General features: G+C 71.4%; 13 protein-coding genes. 4 read left to right on the forward strand and 9 right to left on the reverse strand.

Annotated elements, in window-relative coordinates:
- Positions 1–139 precede the first annotated feature (139 nt).
- The 3 genes from ACZ7OO_RS00110 to ACZ7OO_RS00120 all read left to right on the forward strand — a co-directional run bounded on the left by ACZ7OO_RS00110 (position 140) and on the right by ACZ7OO_RS00120 (position 4,055).
- Complete coding sequence (locus ACZ7OO_RS00110; protein WP_471499907.1) at positions 140–1,501, forward strand: FtsW/RodA/SpoVE family cell cycle protein; 1,362 nt, start codon at positions 140–142, stop codon at positions 1,499–1,501.
- A 26-nt stretch (positions 1,502–1,527) separates the two neighbouring features.
- The gene (locus tag ACZ7OO_RS00115; protein WP_471501196.1) at positions 1,528–2,985 is read left to right on the forward strand and encodes a penicillin-binding transpeptidase domain-containing protein; all 1,458 of its coding nucleotides are present in this window, start codon (positions 1,528–1,530) and stop codon (positions 2,983–2,985) included.
- A gap of 131 nt (positions 2,986–3,116) precedes the next feature.
- A complete protein-coding gene (locus ACZ7OO_RS00120; protein ID WP_352226207.1) occupies positions 3,117–4,055 on the forward strand; it encodes an AurF N-oxygenase family protein in 939 nt (312 codons plus the stop codon).
- A gap of 14 nt (positions 4,056–4,069) precedes the next feature.
- On the opposite strand, the gene ACZ7OO_RS00125 is transcribed toward ACZ7OO_RS00120, so the two are convergent.
- The 8 genes from ACZ7OO_RS00125 to ACZ7OO_RS00160 all read right to left on the reverse strand — a co-directional run bounded on the left by ACZ7OO_RS00125 (position 4,070) and on the right by ACZ7OO_RS00160 (position 12,163).
- A complete protein-coding gene (locus ACZ7OO_RS00125) occupies positions 4,070–5,209 on the reverse strand; it encodes a C40 family peptidase (protein WP_471499910.1) in 1,140 nt (379 codons plus the stop codon).
- Between the two features lie 104 nt (positions 5,210–5,313).
- Positions 5,314–5,643 (reverse strand): hypothetical protein, encoded by a 330-nt coding sequence (locus ACZ7OO_RS00130; protein WP_471499912.1) that lies wholly within the window; start codon positions 5,641–5,643, stop codon positions 5,314–5,316.
- 10 nt (positions 5,644–5,653) lie between these two features.
- Positions 5,654–6,307 carry a TetR/AcrR family transcriptional regulator gene (locus tag ACZ7OO_RS00135; RefSeq protein ID WP_352226210.1) on the reverse strand — a complete coding sequence of 218 codons (654 nt, stop codon included), beginning with the start codon at positions 6,305–6,307 and terminating at the stop codon, positions 5,654–5,656.
- A 144-nt stretch (positions 6,308–6,451) separates the two neighbouring features.
- Complete coding sequence (locus tag ACZ7OO_RS00140) at positions 6,452–7,708, reverse strand: styrene monooxygenase/indole monooxygenase family protein (RefSeq protein WP_471499914.1); 1,257 nt, start codon at positions 7,706–7,708, stop codon at positions 6,452–6,454.
- Between the two features lie 25 nt (positions 7,709–7,733).
- Complete coding sequence (locus ACZ7OO_RS00145) at positions 7,734–8,369, reverse strand: GTP-binding protein (protein ID WP_362575416.1); 636 nt, start codon at positions 8,367–8,369, stop codon at positions 7,734–7,736.
- On the reverse strand, positions 8,350–8,772 hold the full coding sequence (locus tag ACZ7OO_RS00150) for a DUF742 domain-containing protein (RefSeq protein WP_471499916.1): 423 nt from the start codon (positions 8,770–8,772) through the stop codon (positions 8,350–8,352). Before ACZ7OO_RS00150 ends, ACZ7OO_RS00145 begins: the two co-directional genes overlap by 20 nt.
- Positions 8,769–9,272 (reverse strand): roadblock/LC7 domain-containing protein, encoded by a 504-nt coding sequence (locus ACZ7OO_RS00155; protein ID WP_471499918.1) that lies wholly within the window; start codon positions 9,270–9,272, stop codon positions 8,769–8,771. The genes ACZ7OO_RS00150 and ACZ7OO_RS00155 overlap by 4 nt, the downstream gene beginning before the upstream one ends.
- Positions 9,269–12,163, reverse strand: coding sequence for a sensor histidine kinase (locus tag ACZ7OO_RS00160; protein ID WP_471499920.1), 2,895 nt, complete (start codon positions 12,161–12,163; stop codon positions 9,269–9,271). Before ACZ7OO_RS00160 ends, ACZ7OO_RS00155 begins: the two co-directional genes overlap by 4 nt.
- 408 nt (positions 12,164–12,571) lie before the next feature.
- Between ACZ7OO_RS00160 and ACZ7OO_RS00165 the strand changes: the two genes are divergently transcribed.
- Positions 12,572–13,360, forward strand: coding sequence for a protein phosphatase 2C domain-containing protein (locus tag ACZ7OO_RS00165; protein WP_471499922.1), 789 nt, complete (start codon positions 12,572–12,574; stop codon positions 13,358–13,360).
- Positions 13,361–13,403: 43 nt separating this feature from the next.
- On the opposite strand, the gene ACZ7OO_RS00170 is transcribed toward ACZ7OO_RS00165, so the two are convergent.
- Positions 13,404–13,895 carry a MarR family winged helix-turn-helix transcriptional regulator gene (locus ACZ7OO_RS00170; protein ID WP_471499924.1) on the reverse strand — a complete coding sequence of 164 codons (492 nt, stop codon included), beginning with the start codon at positions 13,893–13,895 and terminating at the stop codon, positions 13,404–13,406.
- Positions 13,896–14,141: the final 246 nt, after the last annotated feature.

Genomic DNA, 14,141 nt, shown 5'->3' on the forward strand with positions numbered 1-14,141 from the left:
GACCGCGTCTGGTACCTCGGACGACACCTGGGCCTGCGCCACCGGCCGCTCCGTCGACACCCCGGGCCCGCACGCCACGCTGGTGCTGACGGCACCCATACAACACACACACCTCCCACTATTTGGGTAAGTTCCGGACATGACCAAGGCCGGAACCACCCTGGCGGCGCCCGAGTCCCCCACCTCCGCCGTACGTCTCCCCCGGCGCCGTGGCATCGAACTCGCCCTGATCGTGCTGGCCGTGCTGCTCTCCGTGTACGGCTACTGCGCGGTCGGCGTGGCCCGGACCGGTACCGTCCCACCGGGCGCCGCCGGTTACGGCGCCGGCCTCGGCTTCCTCGCGCTCGTCGCCCATCTCGCCGTACGCTTCCGCGCGCCGTACGCCGACCCGCTGCCGCTTCCGATCGGCGTGCTGCTCAACGGACTCGGCCTGGTCCTGATCTACCGGCTGGACCTGCAGACCCCCGGCGACCGGGCGGCCCCCGCCCAACTCGTCTGGTCCACCCTGGGCGTCGGCCTGTTCATCCTGGTCGTGCTGATGCTGCGCGACCATCGCGTCCTCCAGCGCTACGCCTACGTCTGGGTCGCCGCCGCGCTCGTCCTGCTGCTGCTCCCGATCTTCTTCCCGGCCGTCAACGGCGCCCGGATCTGGATCCGGATCGCCGGATTCTCCATCCAGCCGAGCGAGTTCGCCAAGGTGCTGCTCGCGGTGTTCTTCGCCGCCTACCTGGCCGCCAACCGCAACGCCCTCGCCTACGCGGGCCGCCGGCTGTGGTTCATGCAGTTCCCGACCGGGCGGGTGCTCGGTCCGATCCTCACCATCTGGCTGGTGAGCGTCGGCGTCCTGATCCTCGAACGAGACCTGGGCACGTCCCTGCTCTTCTTCGGCCTCTTCGTCGTGATGCTCTACGTCGCCACCGGGCGCACCGGCTGGATCGCGGTGGGCCTGCTGCTCGCGGTGCTCGGCGCGGTGGCCGTCGGCCCTCTGGAACCGCATGTCCACGGCCGGATCGAGGACTGGCTGCACCCCTTCGCCTCGATCGACGCAGGGCAGGGGCCGAACCAACTCGCCCAGTCCCTCTTCGCGTTCGCCGCCGGCGGGGTCCTCGGCACCGGACTCGGTCTCGGCCACTCGATCCTGATCGGCTTCGCAACCAAGTCGGACTTCATCCTGGCCACCGCGGGCGAGGAGCTCGGCCTCAGCGGCCTCTCCGCGATCTTCCTCCTCTACGGCCTGCTCGTCGAGCGCGGCTACCGGGCCGGTCTCGCCCTGCGCGAGCCCTTCGGCCGGCTGCTCGCGGTCGGGCTCGCCTCGATCGTCGCGCTCCAGGTCTTCGTCATCGCGGGCGGGGTGACCGGGCTGATCCCGCTGACCGGCATGGCGATGCCGTTCCTCGCCCAGGGCGGCTCCTCGGTGGTCACCAACTGGGCGATCGTGGCGCTGCTGATCCGGGTGAGCGACTCGGCCCGCCGTCACTACGACGGGCAGGTGGCCCCATGAGCCGGTACGACCGCCAGGGCGCCGGAATGGCCAGGTACATCCGGCGGGCCCGCACCTTCTGCGCCCTGCTGCTCTTCGCCCTGCTCGTCAACGCGGCCCGCGTCCAGGTGGTCCGGGCCCACGCCTACGACGACAACCCCGCCAACCGCCGGGCCACCATCGCCCGTTACGGCCTGCCGCGCGGCGACATCCTGGTCGGCGGCGAGCCGGTCACCGGCTCCCGGGACAGCAGGGAGCAGCTGCGCTACGAACGCACCTACCCGCAGGGCCCGTTGTACGCCCCGGTCACCGGCTTCGCCTCCCAGTTGTACGGCACCACGTTCCTGGAGCACGCCGAGGACGCGCTGCTCTCCGGCACCGACCCGATGCTGTCGCCGTTCCCGCTGTGGAACGACACCGGCCGGTCGCCGAACCCGGGCGGGAACGTCGTCACGACCCTGGACCGCTACGCCCAGGAGGCCGCCTTCCGGGGCCTGGGCGCGCGCAAGGGCGCGGTGGCCGCGATCGAACCGGCGACCGGCCGGATCCTCGCCCTGGTCTCCACCCCGTCGTACGACCCCTCCGAACTGTCCGGCAACGACGAGGCGGTGGCCTCGGCCTGGGCCCGTCTCAACGGCGACCCGGAGAAGCCGATGCTCAACCGTGCGGTACGGCAGACGTATCCGCCGGGTTCGACCTTCAAGGTGGTCACCGCGGCGGCCGCGCTGGACGCGGGCGTGGTCACCGACCTGGACACGCCGACCGACTCCCCCGACCCCTACCGGCTGCCGGGCACCACGACCCGGCTGACCAACGAGGGGGACGGCTGCGAGGACGCCTCGCTGCGGGAGGCCTTCGAGTGGTCCTGCAACACGGTCTTCGCGAAGCTGGGCGTGGACGTGGGGGTCGCGGACATGACGGCGACGGCCCAGGCGTTCGGCTTCAACGACAGGCATCTGCGCATCCCCTTCGCCACCGCGCCGAGCACCTTCGACCCGAGCGCGGACAAGGCGCAGCTGGCGCTGTCGTCGATCGGGCAGTACAACACCCGGGCCACGCCGCTGCAGATGGCGATGGTCGCGGCGGCGGTGGCGAACGGCGGGATGGCACGGCCGCCGTATCTGGTGGAGCGGACCGTGCGGCGGACCGGCGAGACGGTCAGCACGGGCGGTGCCGGGCCGGTCCGGCAGGTGATGAGCCCCTCGACGGCCGTCCGGATGAAGGAGCTCATGACGGACGTGGTCCAGGAGGGCACCGGCTCCAACGCGGCGATTCGCGGCGCCACGGTCGGCGGCAAGACCGGGACCGCGCAGCACGGCCTCGGCAACTCCGGGGTGCCGTACGCCTGGTTCGTCTCCTGGGCGCAGGCGGACACCGACCTGGAGCCGAAGGTCGCGGTGGCCGTGGTGGTCGAGGACGCGGCGGCCGACCGGGGCGAGATCAGCGGGGGCGGCGACGCGGCGCCGATCGCCCGGGCGGTGATGCGGGCGGTGCTGGGACTCTGACCGGCCCGGGTGGAAGGTGCCGGGGCAGACGCGGAGTCAACAAGTCGTGCGCGGGGGATTGACCGCCTTGCTGACAAGCGGTCTCATAAGAGCCGACGACGAATACCCCCGGGTAACGAGGTGAGGGAGCCATGACGACCCTGACGGAAGCGGACGCCGTCGACGGACTGCGCGACGCGCTCGGCCTGCTCAAGGACCGCGAGCAGGTGGCCGAACGGCTGCTCGTCTCCTCCGCGAAGCACTCCTTCGACCCGGACAAGGAGCTGGACTGGGACGCGCCCTTCGAGGAGGGCAAGTGGTTCTGGCCGCCGGAGCTGGTGTCGCTCTACGACACCCCGATGTGGAAGCGGATGTCCGAGGAACAGCGGATCCTGCTCTCCCAGCACGAGGCGGCGGCGCTGGCCTCCCTCGGCATCTGGTTCGAGCTGATCCTGATGCAGCTGCTGGTGCGGCACATCTACGACAAGGCGGCGACGAGCGCGCATGTGCGCTACGCGCTGACCGAGATCGAGGACGAGTGCCGGCACTCGAAGATGTTCGCGCGCCTGATAGCCCGCGGTGACGCGCCCTGGTACCCGGTGAGCCGGGCACACCTGAACCTGGGCCGCCTGTTCAAGACGATCTCGACGACGCCCGGTTCCTTCACGGCGACGCTGCTCGGCGAGGAGGTCCTGGACTGGATGCAGCGGCTGACGTTCCCCGACGAGCGGGTGCAGCCGCTGATCCGGGGGGTCACGCGGATCCACGTGGTCGAGGAGGCCCGGCACGTCCGCTACGCCCGCGAGGAGCTGCGCCGCCAGATGGTGACGGCGCCTCGGTGGTCGCAGGAGTTCACACGGGTCACCTCCGGGGAGTTCGCGCGGGTGTTCTCGGTGGCCTTCGTTAATCCCGAGGTCTACACCAATGTGGGGCTGGACCGGCGGGAGGCCGTGGCGCAGGTGCGGGCGAGCGGGCACCGGCGGGAGGTCATGCAGAGCGGGGCGAGGAAGCTGACGGACTTCCTGGACGACATCGGTGTTCTGCGCGGGGCCGGGCGGCGGTTGTGGAAGAGCTCGGGGCTGCTGGCCTGAGTTCCCCGCGCCCCTCAGGTGGGTGTCGGAGCCGTCAGCTCTGAGGTTCCCAGGCCTTCGTCCGGGCCCAGCGTCGCCGACTTCGGGATCGTCGGGGGTGTGTAGCGGCCCAGGGGGCGGGCCTTCGGGTCCGGGCGTACCGCGCCCAGGATGGGGTTGGCCGCGATCGGGGAGACCTTGATCTTCGCGCCGGGGCGAGGGGCCTGGACCACCTTGCCGTCGCCCAGGTAGAGGGCCACGTGGGTGGCCTCGGGGAAGTAGACGACCAGGTCACCGGGGCGCAGCTGGTCCAGCGGGACGTGCGGGAGGTCCGCCCACTGCTCCTGGCTGGTGCGCGGGATGGGGGTGCCGGCGTGGTCCCAGGCCTGTGAGGTCAGGCCCGAGCAGTCGTACGACATCGGGCCCTGCGCGCCCCACTGGTACGGCTTCCCCAGCTGCCGTACCGCGTAGCGCACCGCACGGTCGCCCTCCTGGGACGGGGGCGGCGTGGCGGTGCTCAGGGCGCCGGACGTGGTGAGTTTCCGCTGCGCGTCGGCCGTGTTGCTCTGCTCCAGGTCGGCGAGGGCGGTGAGCTGGGCGGGGGTGAGGGAGGCCAGCATGCGCTCCACCTCGGACAGCCGGTCCTGGACCTCGTCGCGCTGCTTCTTCTGCCTTTCGGCGAGGGCGAGTCGGGTGTCCAGCGCCTTGCGGGCCTTGCGGGCCAGGTCTTTCTGCTTCTTCTCGTCGCCCGCGAGTCGCCCCACCGTCTCGGCCCGGGCGCGCGCCAACTGCCCGATGACATGGCCCTCGTCCAGCGCGTGCTGCGGGTCACGGGCGAGCAGTAGCCGTACGTACGGGGAGATCCCGGTGGTGCTCTGGTACTGCTGCCTGGCCAGCCGGCCCGCCTCGGCTCTGCTGGTGTGCAGGGAGAGCCGGGCCCTGGCCAGCTCGTCGTCCAGCCGGTCCACCTCGGTGCGCTGCCGCTTCAGCTGCTCCTCGGTCGCGTTGTAGGTCTCGGTGGCCTGTTCGGCCTGCCGGTACAGCCCCTGAAGGTCCGTCAGCAGCTCGGCCACCGGCCGCTGGGGGCCGGGTGCGGCGAGTGCGGGCCCAGGCGCGAGGACGGCCTGGGCCGCCACCGCGGCCGTACAGGCCAGGCGCAGAAACCTTCCTGACACGTCATCACCTCCGATGCGGGACGGTCCCTCCATTCCGCATCGTGATAATCAGACATGTACGTTCGGTCCGCGCCAGCGATTGTGGGCGATTCGGCGCAAGCCTCTCACCCTTCGGTGTCATCCGGCTTGCGGGGCGGCGTGGTGTCCGGTGCGGGGGCCGGGTCCGGGTCCGGCTTCGACCACGGCCACTTGGGGCCTGTGCCGGCGCCCTTGCCCGTGGGGTCGTACGTGTACTTCCAGCCCTGGGTCAGACCCAGGCGCCTGCTGTGTCCGCGGGGGACTCGGCGGTAGACCAGGACGGTGGGCCTGCCGCCGTCCGGGTCCGGGACCGGGATGCGGTACGTCTTCGGGGGGTGGCCGGTCATGCCGAGCAGCACCGGAAGCACACGCCCGTCCATGGGGCCGCCCTCGAAGGGGGTGTCCTGACTCTTCACGGCACCAGTTTCAGCCATCCGCCGCGAGGGCGTCGACGAGGGCGGCCGTCTGCGGGTCGCGGCGCGCGGTCACGCTCAGTACGGCGACGAACTGGTCCACCAGCCAGTCCCGCAGTTCCTCGACGGGCGGCTGCTTGTCCTCGTCGAGCCAGATCAGGGAAGCCGCCTCGACAGCGGTGATCCACATACGGACGGTCATCCGCAGCCGGGGCCCGGGGTCGGCGATGTCGAGGTGGCTGAGAATGTGCTGCGCTGCAGCCCGTCGTACGCCGTCCACGGTCGCCGTCGTCCGAGAGGTCTCCACCACGCTGCCGCCCTGGAGCAGGGCGCTGAAGCCGGCGTCGTGCTGGTCGACGAAGGCGAGGTAGCGGTCGAGGGCCCGGGAGAGGCGGGGCAGCAGAGGGCCCTCGCGGGGTTCGTCGAAGCAGTGCTCCAGCTCCTCGGCGGCCGACCTGAGCGCGGCCTCGTAGAGCTGCTGCTTGCCGCCCGGGAAGTACCGGTACACCAGGGGGCGGGAGACCCCGGCCGCCTCCGCCACGTCGTCGAGCGAGACGTCCTCGGGGGCGCGGTGCGCGAAGAGGGAGAGGGCCGCTTCGAGGAGCTGGCTGCGCCGCTCCTCGACGGACAGCCTGCGGTAGGCGGGGGTGGCGGCCTGCGGGGTCATGAGTGCAGCGTATGCGCTCCGCCGGGGGCGCCGCGATGGGCCGTCGTTCGGGTGCGGCGCCGTCAGGGCTGGTCGTGCCCACGCGGCGGAGCCGCATATCGGCACGGCCCCGCGCCCCTTTGGGGCGCGGGTCACTCACCGTACTCAGGCGGCGCCGGCCACCGAGGCCAGATAGGCGGCTGTCTTCTCCGGCTCGTAGAAGAAGTTCTCGAAGTCCGAGGGGTCGTTGAAGCCGTTGGCGAAGCGGTCGGCGACCGGCTGGAGCCGGCCTGCCGCGCCGATCAGGTTGAGGATGTGCTCCGGCGGCGGGGCGAGCATCGCGTTCGTCCACTTGGTGACGTGCTGGGCGGTGTCCCAGTAACGGTCGAAGGTCTGCAGCATCCAGGCCTCGTCGAACTCCTTCTCGCCGTGTTCGAGGATCGAGGCGAGATAGGCGGCGGCGCACTTGGACGCCGAGTTGGAGCCCTGGCCGGTGATCGGGTCGTTCGCGACGACGACGTCCGCGACGCCCAGTACCAGGCCGCCGCCGGGAAGGCGGCCGACGGGGTTGCGGACCGTGGGTGCGTAGCGGCCGGCCAACGTGCCACCCGCGTCGGTCAGTTCGACCTTGGTGGCCCGCGCGTACTCCCAGGGCGTGTACCGCTCCATGAGTTCCAGGGTCAGGGAGAGGTGCTCCGCCGGGTCCTTGACACCGTTGAAGACGTCCAGCGGGCCGCCGGGTATGCCCTCCCAGAAGAGGATGTCGGCCGGTCCCGAAGTGGTCAGGGTCGGCATGACGAAGAGTTCGCCGACGCCGGGGACCAGGTTGCAGCGGACCGCGTAGAAGTCCGGGTGCTCGGGGCGCGGGCCGAGGCCGTGCACGTAGGCGACGGCGAGGGCGCGCTGCGGCTCGGCGTAGGGGGACCGCTCCGGGTCCCGCCCGAACATCTGGACGAGCTCGCCCTTGCCCGCCGAGACCAGCACCAGGTCGTAGGCGCGGGAAAAGTAGTCGAGGTCGCCGACCGCCGCGCCGTGGATGACCAGCTGGCCGCCGCGCTGCGCGAAGGTCTCCATCCAGCCGGCCATCTTCACCCGCTGGTCGACCGACTGCGCGTACCCGTCGAGCCTGCCCACCCAGTCGATCGCGCGGGCCGCGGGGCCCTCGCCCCAGGAGCCGGGGGCGGCGACCGAGACGCCGAGTCCTTCGATCTTCGGGGCCTGGGACTCCCAGAAGTTCAGCTGGAGATCGCGCTCGTGCTGCAGTGCCGTGTCAAACATGCACTGCGTCGACATGACCCGGCCGGAGCGGATCTCGTCCGCGGTCCGGTTCGACATCAGGGTGACCTCGTAGCCGTGCGACTGGAGGCCGAGGGCGAGCTGGAGACCGGACTGGCCGGCCCCCACGACGAGTATCTTCCGCATGCGGGTGGTGGCTCCTAACGAAGATCTACTCGGGGGTTTCGTCCAGCGCGTGGGCGACCAGGGACAACAGCGTCTCGATCACCGGGACACGGCGGCGGGCATCCATGATCATTACAGGTATGCGCGGGGGAATCGTCAATGCCTCCCGCACGTCCTCGGGTTCGAAGCGCTCGCTGCCGTCGAAGTGGTTGACCGCGACGACATACGGCAGCCCGCAGCTCTCGAAGTAGTCCAGCGCCGGGAAGCAGTCCTTCAGGCGCCGGGTGTCCGCGAGGACGACGGCCCCGATCGCGCCCCGCACCAGGTCGTCCCACATGAACCAGAACCGCTGCTGGCCCGGCGTGCCGAACAGGTAGAGCACCAGGTCGTCGTCGAGGGTGATACGGCCGAAGTCCATGGCCACGGTGGTGGTGAGCTTGCCGGGCGTGGCGGTGAGGTCGTCGGTCTCCTCGCTCGCCTCGGTCATCAGCGCCTCGGTCTGCAGGGGCGTGATCTCCGAGACGGCGGTGACCAGCGTGGTCTTGCCGACGCCGAAACCGCCCGCCACGACTATCTTCGTCGCGATGGGGGCCCGGGCGCGGTCCGTCTGCCAGGACCGCACATGCTCCTCCCCGTCGAGGAGCGGGGCGACGCCGGAGGCGTCAGAGACGGCGTAGTCCACTCAGCACCCTTTCCAGCAGAGCGCGGTCCGGGCGGCCGACGCCGTGACCGGTTCCGGTTCCGTACACACGGATCTTTCCCTGGTCCGCGAGGTCACTGAGCAGGACCCGGACCACACCGAGCGGCATCTTCAGCAGCGCGGCGATCTCGGCCACCGTGCGCATACGGCGGCACAGTTCGACGATGGCCCGCATCTCCGGCATCACCCGGGTGTTGAGGGAACCATTCATCAGTTCCTTGCGCTCCTCCGGGGCCTCCAGCGCGGCCACGAACGTCTCCACGAGGAGGACATGACCGAAGCGGGTACGGCCGCCGGTGAGCGAGTAGGGGCGGACGCGGGCGGGTTTGCGGTCGCCGCCGCGTACCGGGAGGTTCTGCTGGCGGTTCTTCGGCGCGTTGCTCATCGGCCGCTCCTCGTCGCGTCTGCCTCGAGGGATTTCCTCAGCTCACTGCGGAGTTCGGGGGTCAGGACGTGACCGGCGCGGCCGACGAACAGCGCCATGTGATACGCCACGACGCTCATGTCGCACTCCGCGGAACCGTGTACACCGAGCAGCGAGCCGTCGCTGATCGACATCACGAAGAGGCTGCCCTCGTCCATCGCGACCATCGTGTGCTTGACCCTGCCGAAGTCCATCAGCCGGGCGGCGCCGACGGTCAGGCTGCCGATGCCGGAGACGATGGTGGCGAGGTCGGCGGCGGAGCCTCGCGGGCCGCTTCGCCTCTCGGTGCGGGCCTCGCGGGCCGCTTCGTTGCGGCCGGGGTCCGAGGAGAGCAGGAGCAGGCCGTCGGAGGAGACCACGGCGACCGACTGGATACCGGGCACCTCCTCGACGAGGTTGCTCAGCAGCCAGTGCAGGTTACGTGCCTCACTGCTCAGTCCGAAGGTACTGGGCGCGGTCAACTGCTTGCCTCCTCGACTGTGCCCCCCGTGGCTTCTTCGGATACGACTGGTCCGGGTACGGCTGGTGTGGTGCCCGGCACCTGGCTCTGGCCGGTCTGCTCGGCGATCTCCGCCGCGACGTCACGGCGTCCGGCGTCGGCGCCGCTGCGGAAGCCGCCGAGCCTGCGGCGCAGGGCGTCGGCGTCGACGCCGGTGCCGCGCTGGCGGGGGGCCGGGGCGGGGGCGGTGATCCTGGGGGTGCGCTTGGGGAGCCCCTTGCTGGTGACCGGGTCCTCGGCGTCGACGCTGTCGTCCCCGACGGCACCGCCCGTGCGGGATTCGGGTGCGGGGGTGGCCTGGGAGGCGTACTCGCCGTCGGCGGGTGGGGGTGGCCCCAGTGGGGCGCGCTCGCCGTCGGCGGCCGCGGGGAGCGGGCGCGTGTGGCCCTCGGCGTCAGCGGGGTGCGCCGGCGCCTCGGAGTGAGCGGAACGCGTCGGCTCTTCGGAGTGAGCGGCTCGCGTCGGCGCTTCGGCGGGCTTCGTTTCCGGGTCCACCGGGACCAGGAGTTCCATCGTCGTCTCGGCGAACGTCTCCACCGGGGCCTTCGGGCGAGCCGTCGGGTCGGGGGCCTCCGCCTTCGGCGGGGGTGCCTGCTCGTGGGCGGGCTGGTCGTCGGCCTCCCGTACGGCCTTCTCCGCCAGGGTGACCAGGGGGTCGCCGGACGTCGAGCGGCCGTAGAGGACGTTGGAGTTGACCTCCGCGTCCGCGCCGGGGAGGGAGAAGCCGTGGGTGCCGCCGGGAGCCGTCGTGGCCGAAGGGGCAGCCGTCGTGGGGGCCGCCGCCAGCAGGGGCTGGGGCAGGACCACGACCGCCGCCACCCCGCCCTGCTTCTGCTCGCGCAGCTGCACGCGGACGCCGAGCCGGTGGGCCAGGCGGGCCACGACATACAGACCCAGGCCGAGACCCTCCTCGCCCTCCTGGTCGTACGGCGACGCGGGGTCGAAGTCGGCGAGGCGGCCGTTGAGGCGGACCAGGCGGTCGGCGGTCATGCCGATGCCCTCGTCCTGCACGGAGAGCATGACCTCACCGCTCTCCAGCAGCCATCCGGAGATCTCCACGGGCATGTCGGGCGGCGAGAACGAGGTGGCGTTCTCCATCAGCTCCGCGAGCAGGTGGCTGAGGTCGTCGGCGGCGAAGCCGGCCACGTGCGCGTGCGGCGGGAGTGCGGCGATGCGGACGCGTTCGTAGCGCTCGATCTCGCTGACCGCCGCGCGGACCACGTCCACCAGCGGGATCGGGCCCGCGTGCTGCTGGACGTGCTCGGTGCCGGCGAGGACCAGGAGGTTCTCACTGTGGCGGCGCATGACCGTGGCGAAGTGGTCGAGCTTGAAGAGGGTCGCGAGGCGGTCCGGGTCCTGCTCGCGCTCCTCCAGGCCCTCGATCACCGCCAGCTGGCGCTCGACCAGGCCGAGCGTGCGCAGTGCGAGGTTGACGAAGGTGCCGCCGATGCTGGTGCGCAGCCGCTCCAGCTGGCCGGCGGCGTCGGTCAGTTCGGCACGCAGCTCCTCGCGGGCGTCGGCCATCTTCTGGCGCTGGCCGACCAGGTGCCTGCGGTCGGTCTCCAGGGTGGCGATGCGGTCGTAGAGGCCGGTGACTTGGGCGTGCAGGGCGTTGACCGAGCGGACGACCTGGGCGAACTCGTCGTTGCGGCCGGTGAACGTGATCGGTTCCTCGGTGCGCGGGTCCTCGGCCTCGGCCAGCCGTGCCGAGCCCCGGCGGAGCACCGAGAGGGGACGGGTGAGCGTCCGGGCCATGGCCGTGGCGATGCCCACCGCCACCAGCATCAGGGCGGCGAGCACCGCGACCCGGATCTCCAGCGCGGTGACGTCGTCGTCGCGGAACTTGGCGAGGTCCTTGGTGCGGTGGTCGTAGAGGGCGGACTCGGCGCCGCGCATCAGGTCGACCCGGGCGGCCAGCGCCGTGTCCAGCTTCTTGGTGCCGGTGGCGAGGTCGCCGTCGGAGAGGGTCGGCTGGTCGGTGAGGGCGGCCAGGTACTTGTCGGCGTTGTTGACGTCGTTGCCGGTGACCGTGGAGTCGTACGACTCGACCGCGGCCTTGGGTGCGGTGTCGCGGAAGTCGGCGAGAGCCGCGTCGGCGCGCAGCCTGGCCTGCTGGGCCGCCGCCGTGAGCGCGTCGCGCTGCTTCTTGTCGGCGTCGGAGGTGGTCGTGCTCGTGGTGGGCAGACCGGTGAGCGGGTCGATCGTGGTCCGGGTGGAGCTGGGGATGTTCAGGGCGGCGAGGAGAAGACCCCGAGCCGCCGCGGACTGCTGGACGGCGGAGTCCAGCTCGGCGAGCGCGTAGGCGCCGGAGCCCGCCCTGGGGGGCGTCTGCTCGGCCAGTTCCTCGGCGAGGCGGTGGAGCTCGGTGATGGTCCGGGAGTACGCCTCGTGCGCCTGGAGGGCCGTGCTCTGGCCGGTGAGGGCGGACCGGCGGACGGCCGCGATGCCGTCGAGGTCGGTGCGCAGCCAGCCCGGGATGTCGGTGTCCGCGCGCAGGTCCTCGACCTGGCGGTCGACCCGGGCGCCGCGGTCCTCGGAGGGCGCCTTGGACTTGGGGCGGCCCGCCGCGACATAGGAGGTGACCTCGTCGCGCTCGTCGGCGAGCGAGTTGGCCAGCGCCAGCGCGTCCTGGGTGCGCCCGGCGAGGGTCACCAGGTCCTGGGAGTCGCTCAGCTGCCCGGAGGCGGTCAGCAGGGCGGGCGCGCCGGCCCCCGCGATCGCCGCGGCGACCACGGTCACGGCCACGATCAGCCGCGTGCGGACATGCTTACGGCGGCCGGTGCCGACGGGAGCGGCGGCACCCGTTTCGGAGGCCGTCTTCTTGCCTGTGCGCCGAGGCCGCGTCTTCTGCACCGGTGCTCGCATTCCTGAACTCGTGTACCCAAGGGGCCGGGTGGCACCCCGTCATGATCCCCGGCATTTCGGTGCCGAGTGGGGCGTGTACCCGGGACATGCACCCGATATGTAGGTCCTCGACCCTCCCAGCGCCGGTGGGTGGTGGTCTCGCTTCGCCTGACCCGCCACCCGAAGGAGTGAACATCGGAGGGGAGTTGGCGGGCAAGTTCCGGTGGCCTGTGCGGGGCCCTTTTCCGGCGGGCCGGTTGGACGCGGACGACGGGCTTTGACAGTATTCGCCACCACGCCTTCCCGGAGTGCGCCATTCCACCCCAAAGCAGGCGGCTGACCTGCGAGGCCGCGTGAATTCCCGGACGGTTGCCAGCCTTTGGCGAAGATCGTGAAGGGGTCGTGCAGACTGGCCGGATGCGTACTGAAGTCGTTTCGGAACCCGGCGCCCCCGACCGCCCCAACGAGGACTTCGCCGGGGTCGGACTTCCCGCCTCGGGACAGGGGGGTTGTGTGGTCGTCCTGGACGGGGTCACCCCGCCGAAGGACGAAACCGGGTGTCTGCATTCCGTCCCCTGGTTCACCGCGCGACTGGGCGGCGCACTGACCGAACTGACCGTTTCGGCACGAGATCTGACACTGCGGGAGATCCTCGAACGGGCGATCGGCCGCACAGTCGACGCACATGCTGACACCTGTGAGCTTTCTCACCCGCGCACACCCCAGGCGACGGTCGTCCTGACCCGGTGGTCCGAGGACACCGTCGAATACCTGGTCCTGTCCGACTCCGCGCTGCTCCTGCGCTCCCCCGACGGCAAGGTCACTCCGGTCCTGGACGACCGGCTCGACCGTGTCCCCCGTACCTCCCTGGCCACGGACGCGATCGCCGACGTCACGGTCCGCAACAAGGAGGGCGGCTTCTTCACGGCCGCCGCCGACCCCTCGGTAGCGGCCCGCGCGGTCACCGGGAGCGTGCCCCGGCACCGGGTCGCCGCCCTCGCCGCCCTCACGGACGGGGCGACCCGCTGGACGGAGAAGTTCCGCGAGGGCGACTGGGCGGCCCTCTTCGACGTCGTACGCAAAGAGGGCGCGCGGGCGCTGGTCGACCGGGTGCGGGAGCTGGAGGCGGCCGACCGGGAGGAGCGGGCGTTCCTGCGGCTGAGCAAGACGCACGACGACGCGACGGTGGTGTACGTCGAGCTCTGAAGCCCCACCCCAGGCTCCTGGGCCCTGAAGCCCCTGTCGGTGGCTACTTCTCCATCACGCCGTTCAGCTGGTGCAGCAGCCGGGCCAGTTCGGCGACCTCGCGGCGGGGCCAGTGGGCGAGCTGGCGGACATAGCGGCCGCGGCGGGCCTCGCGGACCGTGCCGACCCGGCGCCGGCCCTCGTCGGTGAGGGCGACCAGCCAGGCCCGTCCGTCGGCCGGGTCGGGCTCACGGACGACCAGCCCGAGTTCCTCCAGGGCCCGCAGCTGGCGGGACATGGTGGCCTTGCCGACGCCGATGTAGGCGGCCAGTTCGGTGGCGCGCTGGCCGCCGCACTCGTCGAGCCGGACCAGCAGGCCGTACGCGGCGGACTCCAGGTCGGGGTGGACCTCGCGGGCCATCTCCCCCTGGTTGGCCCTGGCGCGCCGCAGCAGCACCGTCAACTCGCGTTCCAGAGTCAGGAATTCCTGGTCTGCACCACTTGGCGTCAACCCCGTGGCGGCGCGCTGTTCGTCGCCCTTTTCGTCCTCGTGCACGTCAGCACCCCTGATCGGTTTCGCAGTCCTGAAAGTTTCCGTCAAACCCCGTCATCACCGCAGTTCGCCAAGTATTTCGCAGGCGTAGACCAACGGCAGCCTCCGGACCCCCTTCCCCGGCGTCTTCTACGTGCGTAGCGTCTCTGTCAGGCAAATCGATGGCATGCCCACGCCAGCGGTTGGCGTCGCGCCGTGTGACCCTGCGTCGTGTCGCGCCTGTCCCGCCGACCGTCTCTGGCATATCTG

The sequence above is a fragment of the Streptomyces sp. NPDC111744 genome (genome assembly GCF_055634995.1).

Coding starts and splice junctions, on each gene's coding strand:
- ACZ7OO_RS00110 (WP_471499907.1), top strand. CDS start 140: ATGACCAAGGCCGGAACCACCCTGGCGGCGCCCGAGTCCCCCACCTCC.
- ACZ7OO_RS00135 (WP_352226210.1), bottom strand. CDS start 6,307: ATGACCCCGCAGGCCGCCACCCCCGCCTACCGCAGGCTGTCCGTCGAG.
- ACZ7OO_RS00140 (WP_471499914.1), bottom strand. CDS start 7,708: ATGCGGAAGATACTCGTCGTGGGGGCCGGCCAGTCCGGTCTCCAGCTC.
- ACZ7OO_RS00165 (WP_471499922.1), top strand. CDS start 12,572: ATGCGTACTGAAGTCGTTTCGGAACCCGGCGCCCCCGACCGCCCCAAC.
- ACZ7OO_RS00120 (WP_352226207.1), top strand. CDS start 3,117: ATGACGACCCTGACGGAAGCGGACGCCGTCGACGGACTGCGCGACGCG.
- ACZ7OO_RS00150 (WP_471499916.1), bottom strand. CDS start 8,772: ATGAGCAACGCGCCGAAGAACCGCCAGCAGAACCTCCCGGTACGCGGC.
- ACZ7OO_RS00115 (WP_471501196.1), top strand. CDS start 1,528: ATGGCCAGGTACATCCGGCGGGCCCGCACCTTCTGCGCCCTGCTGCTC.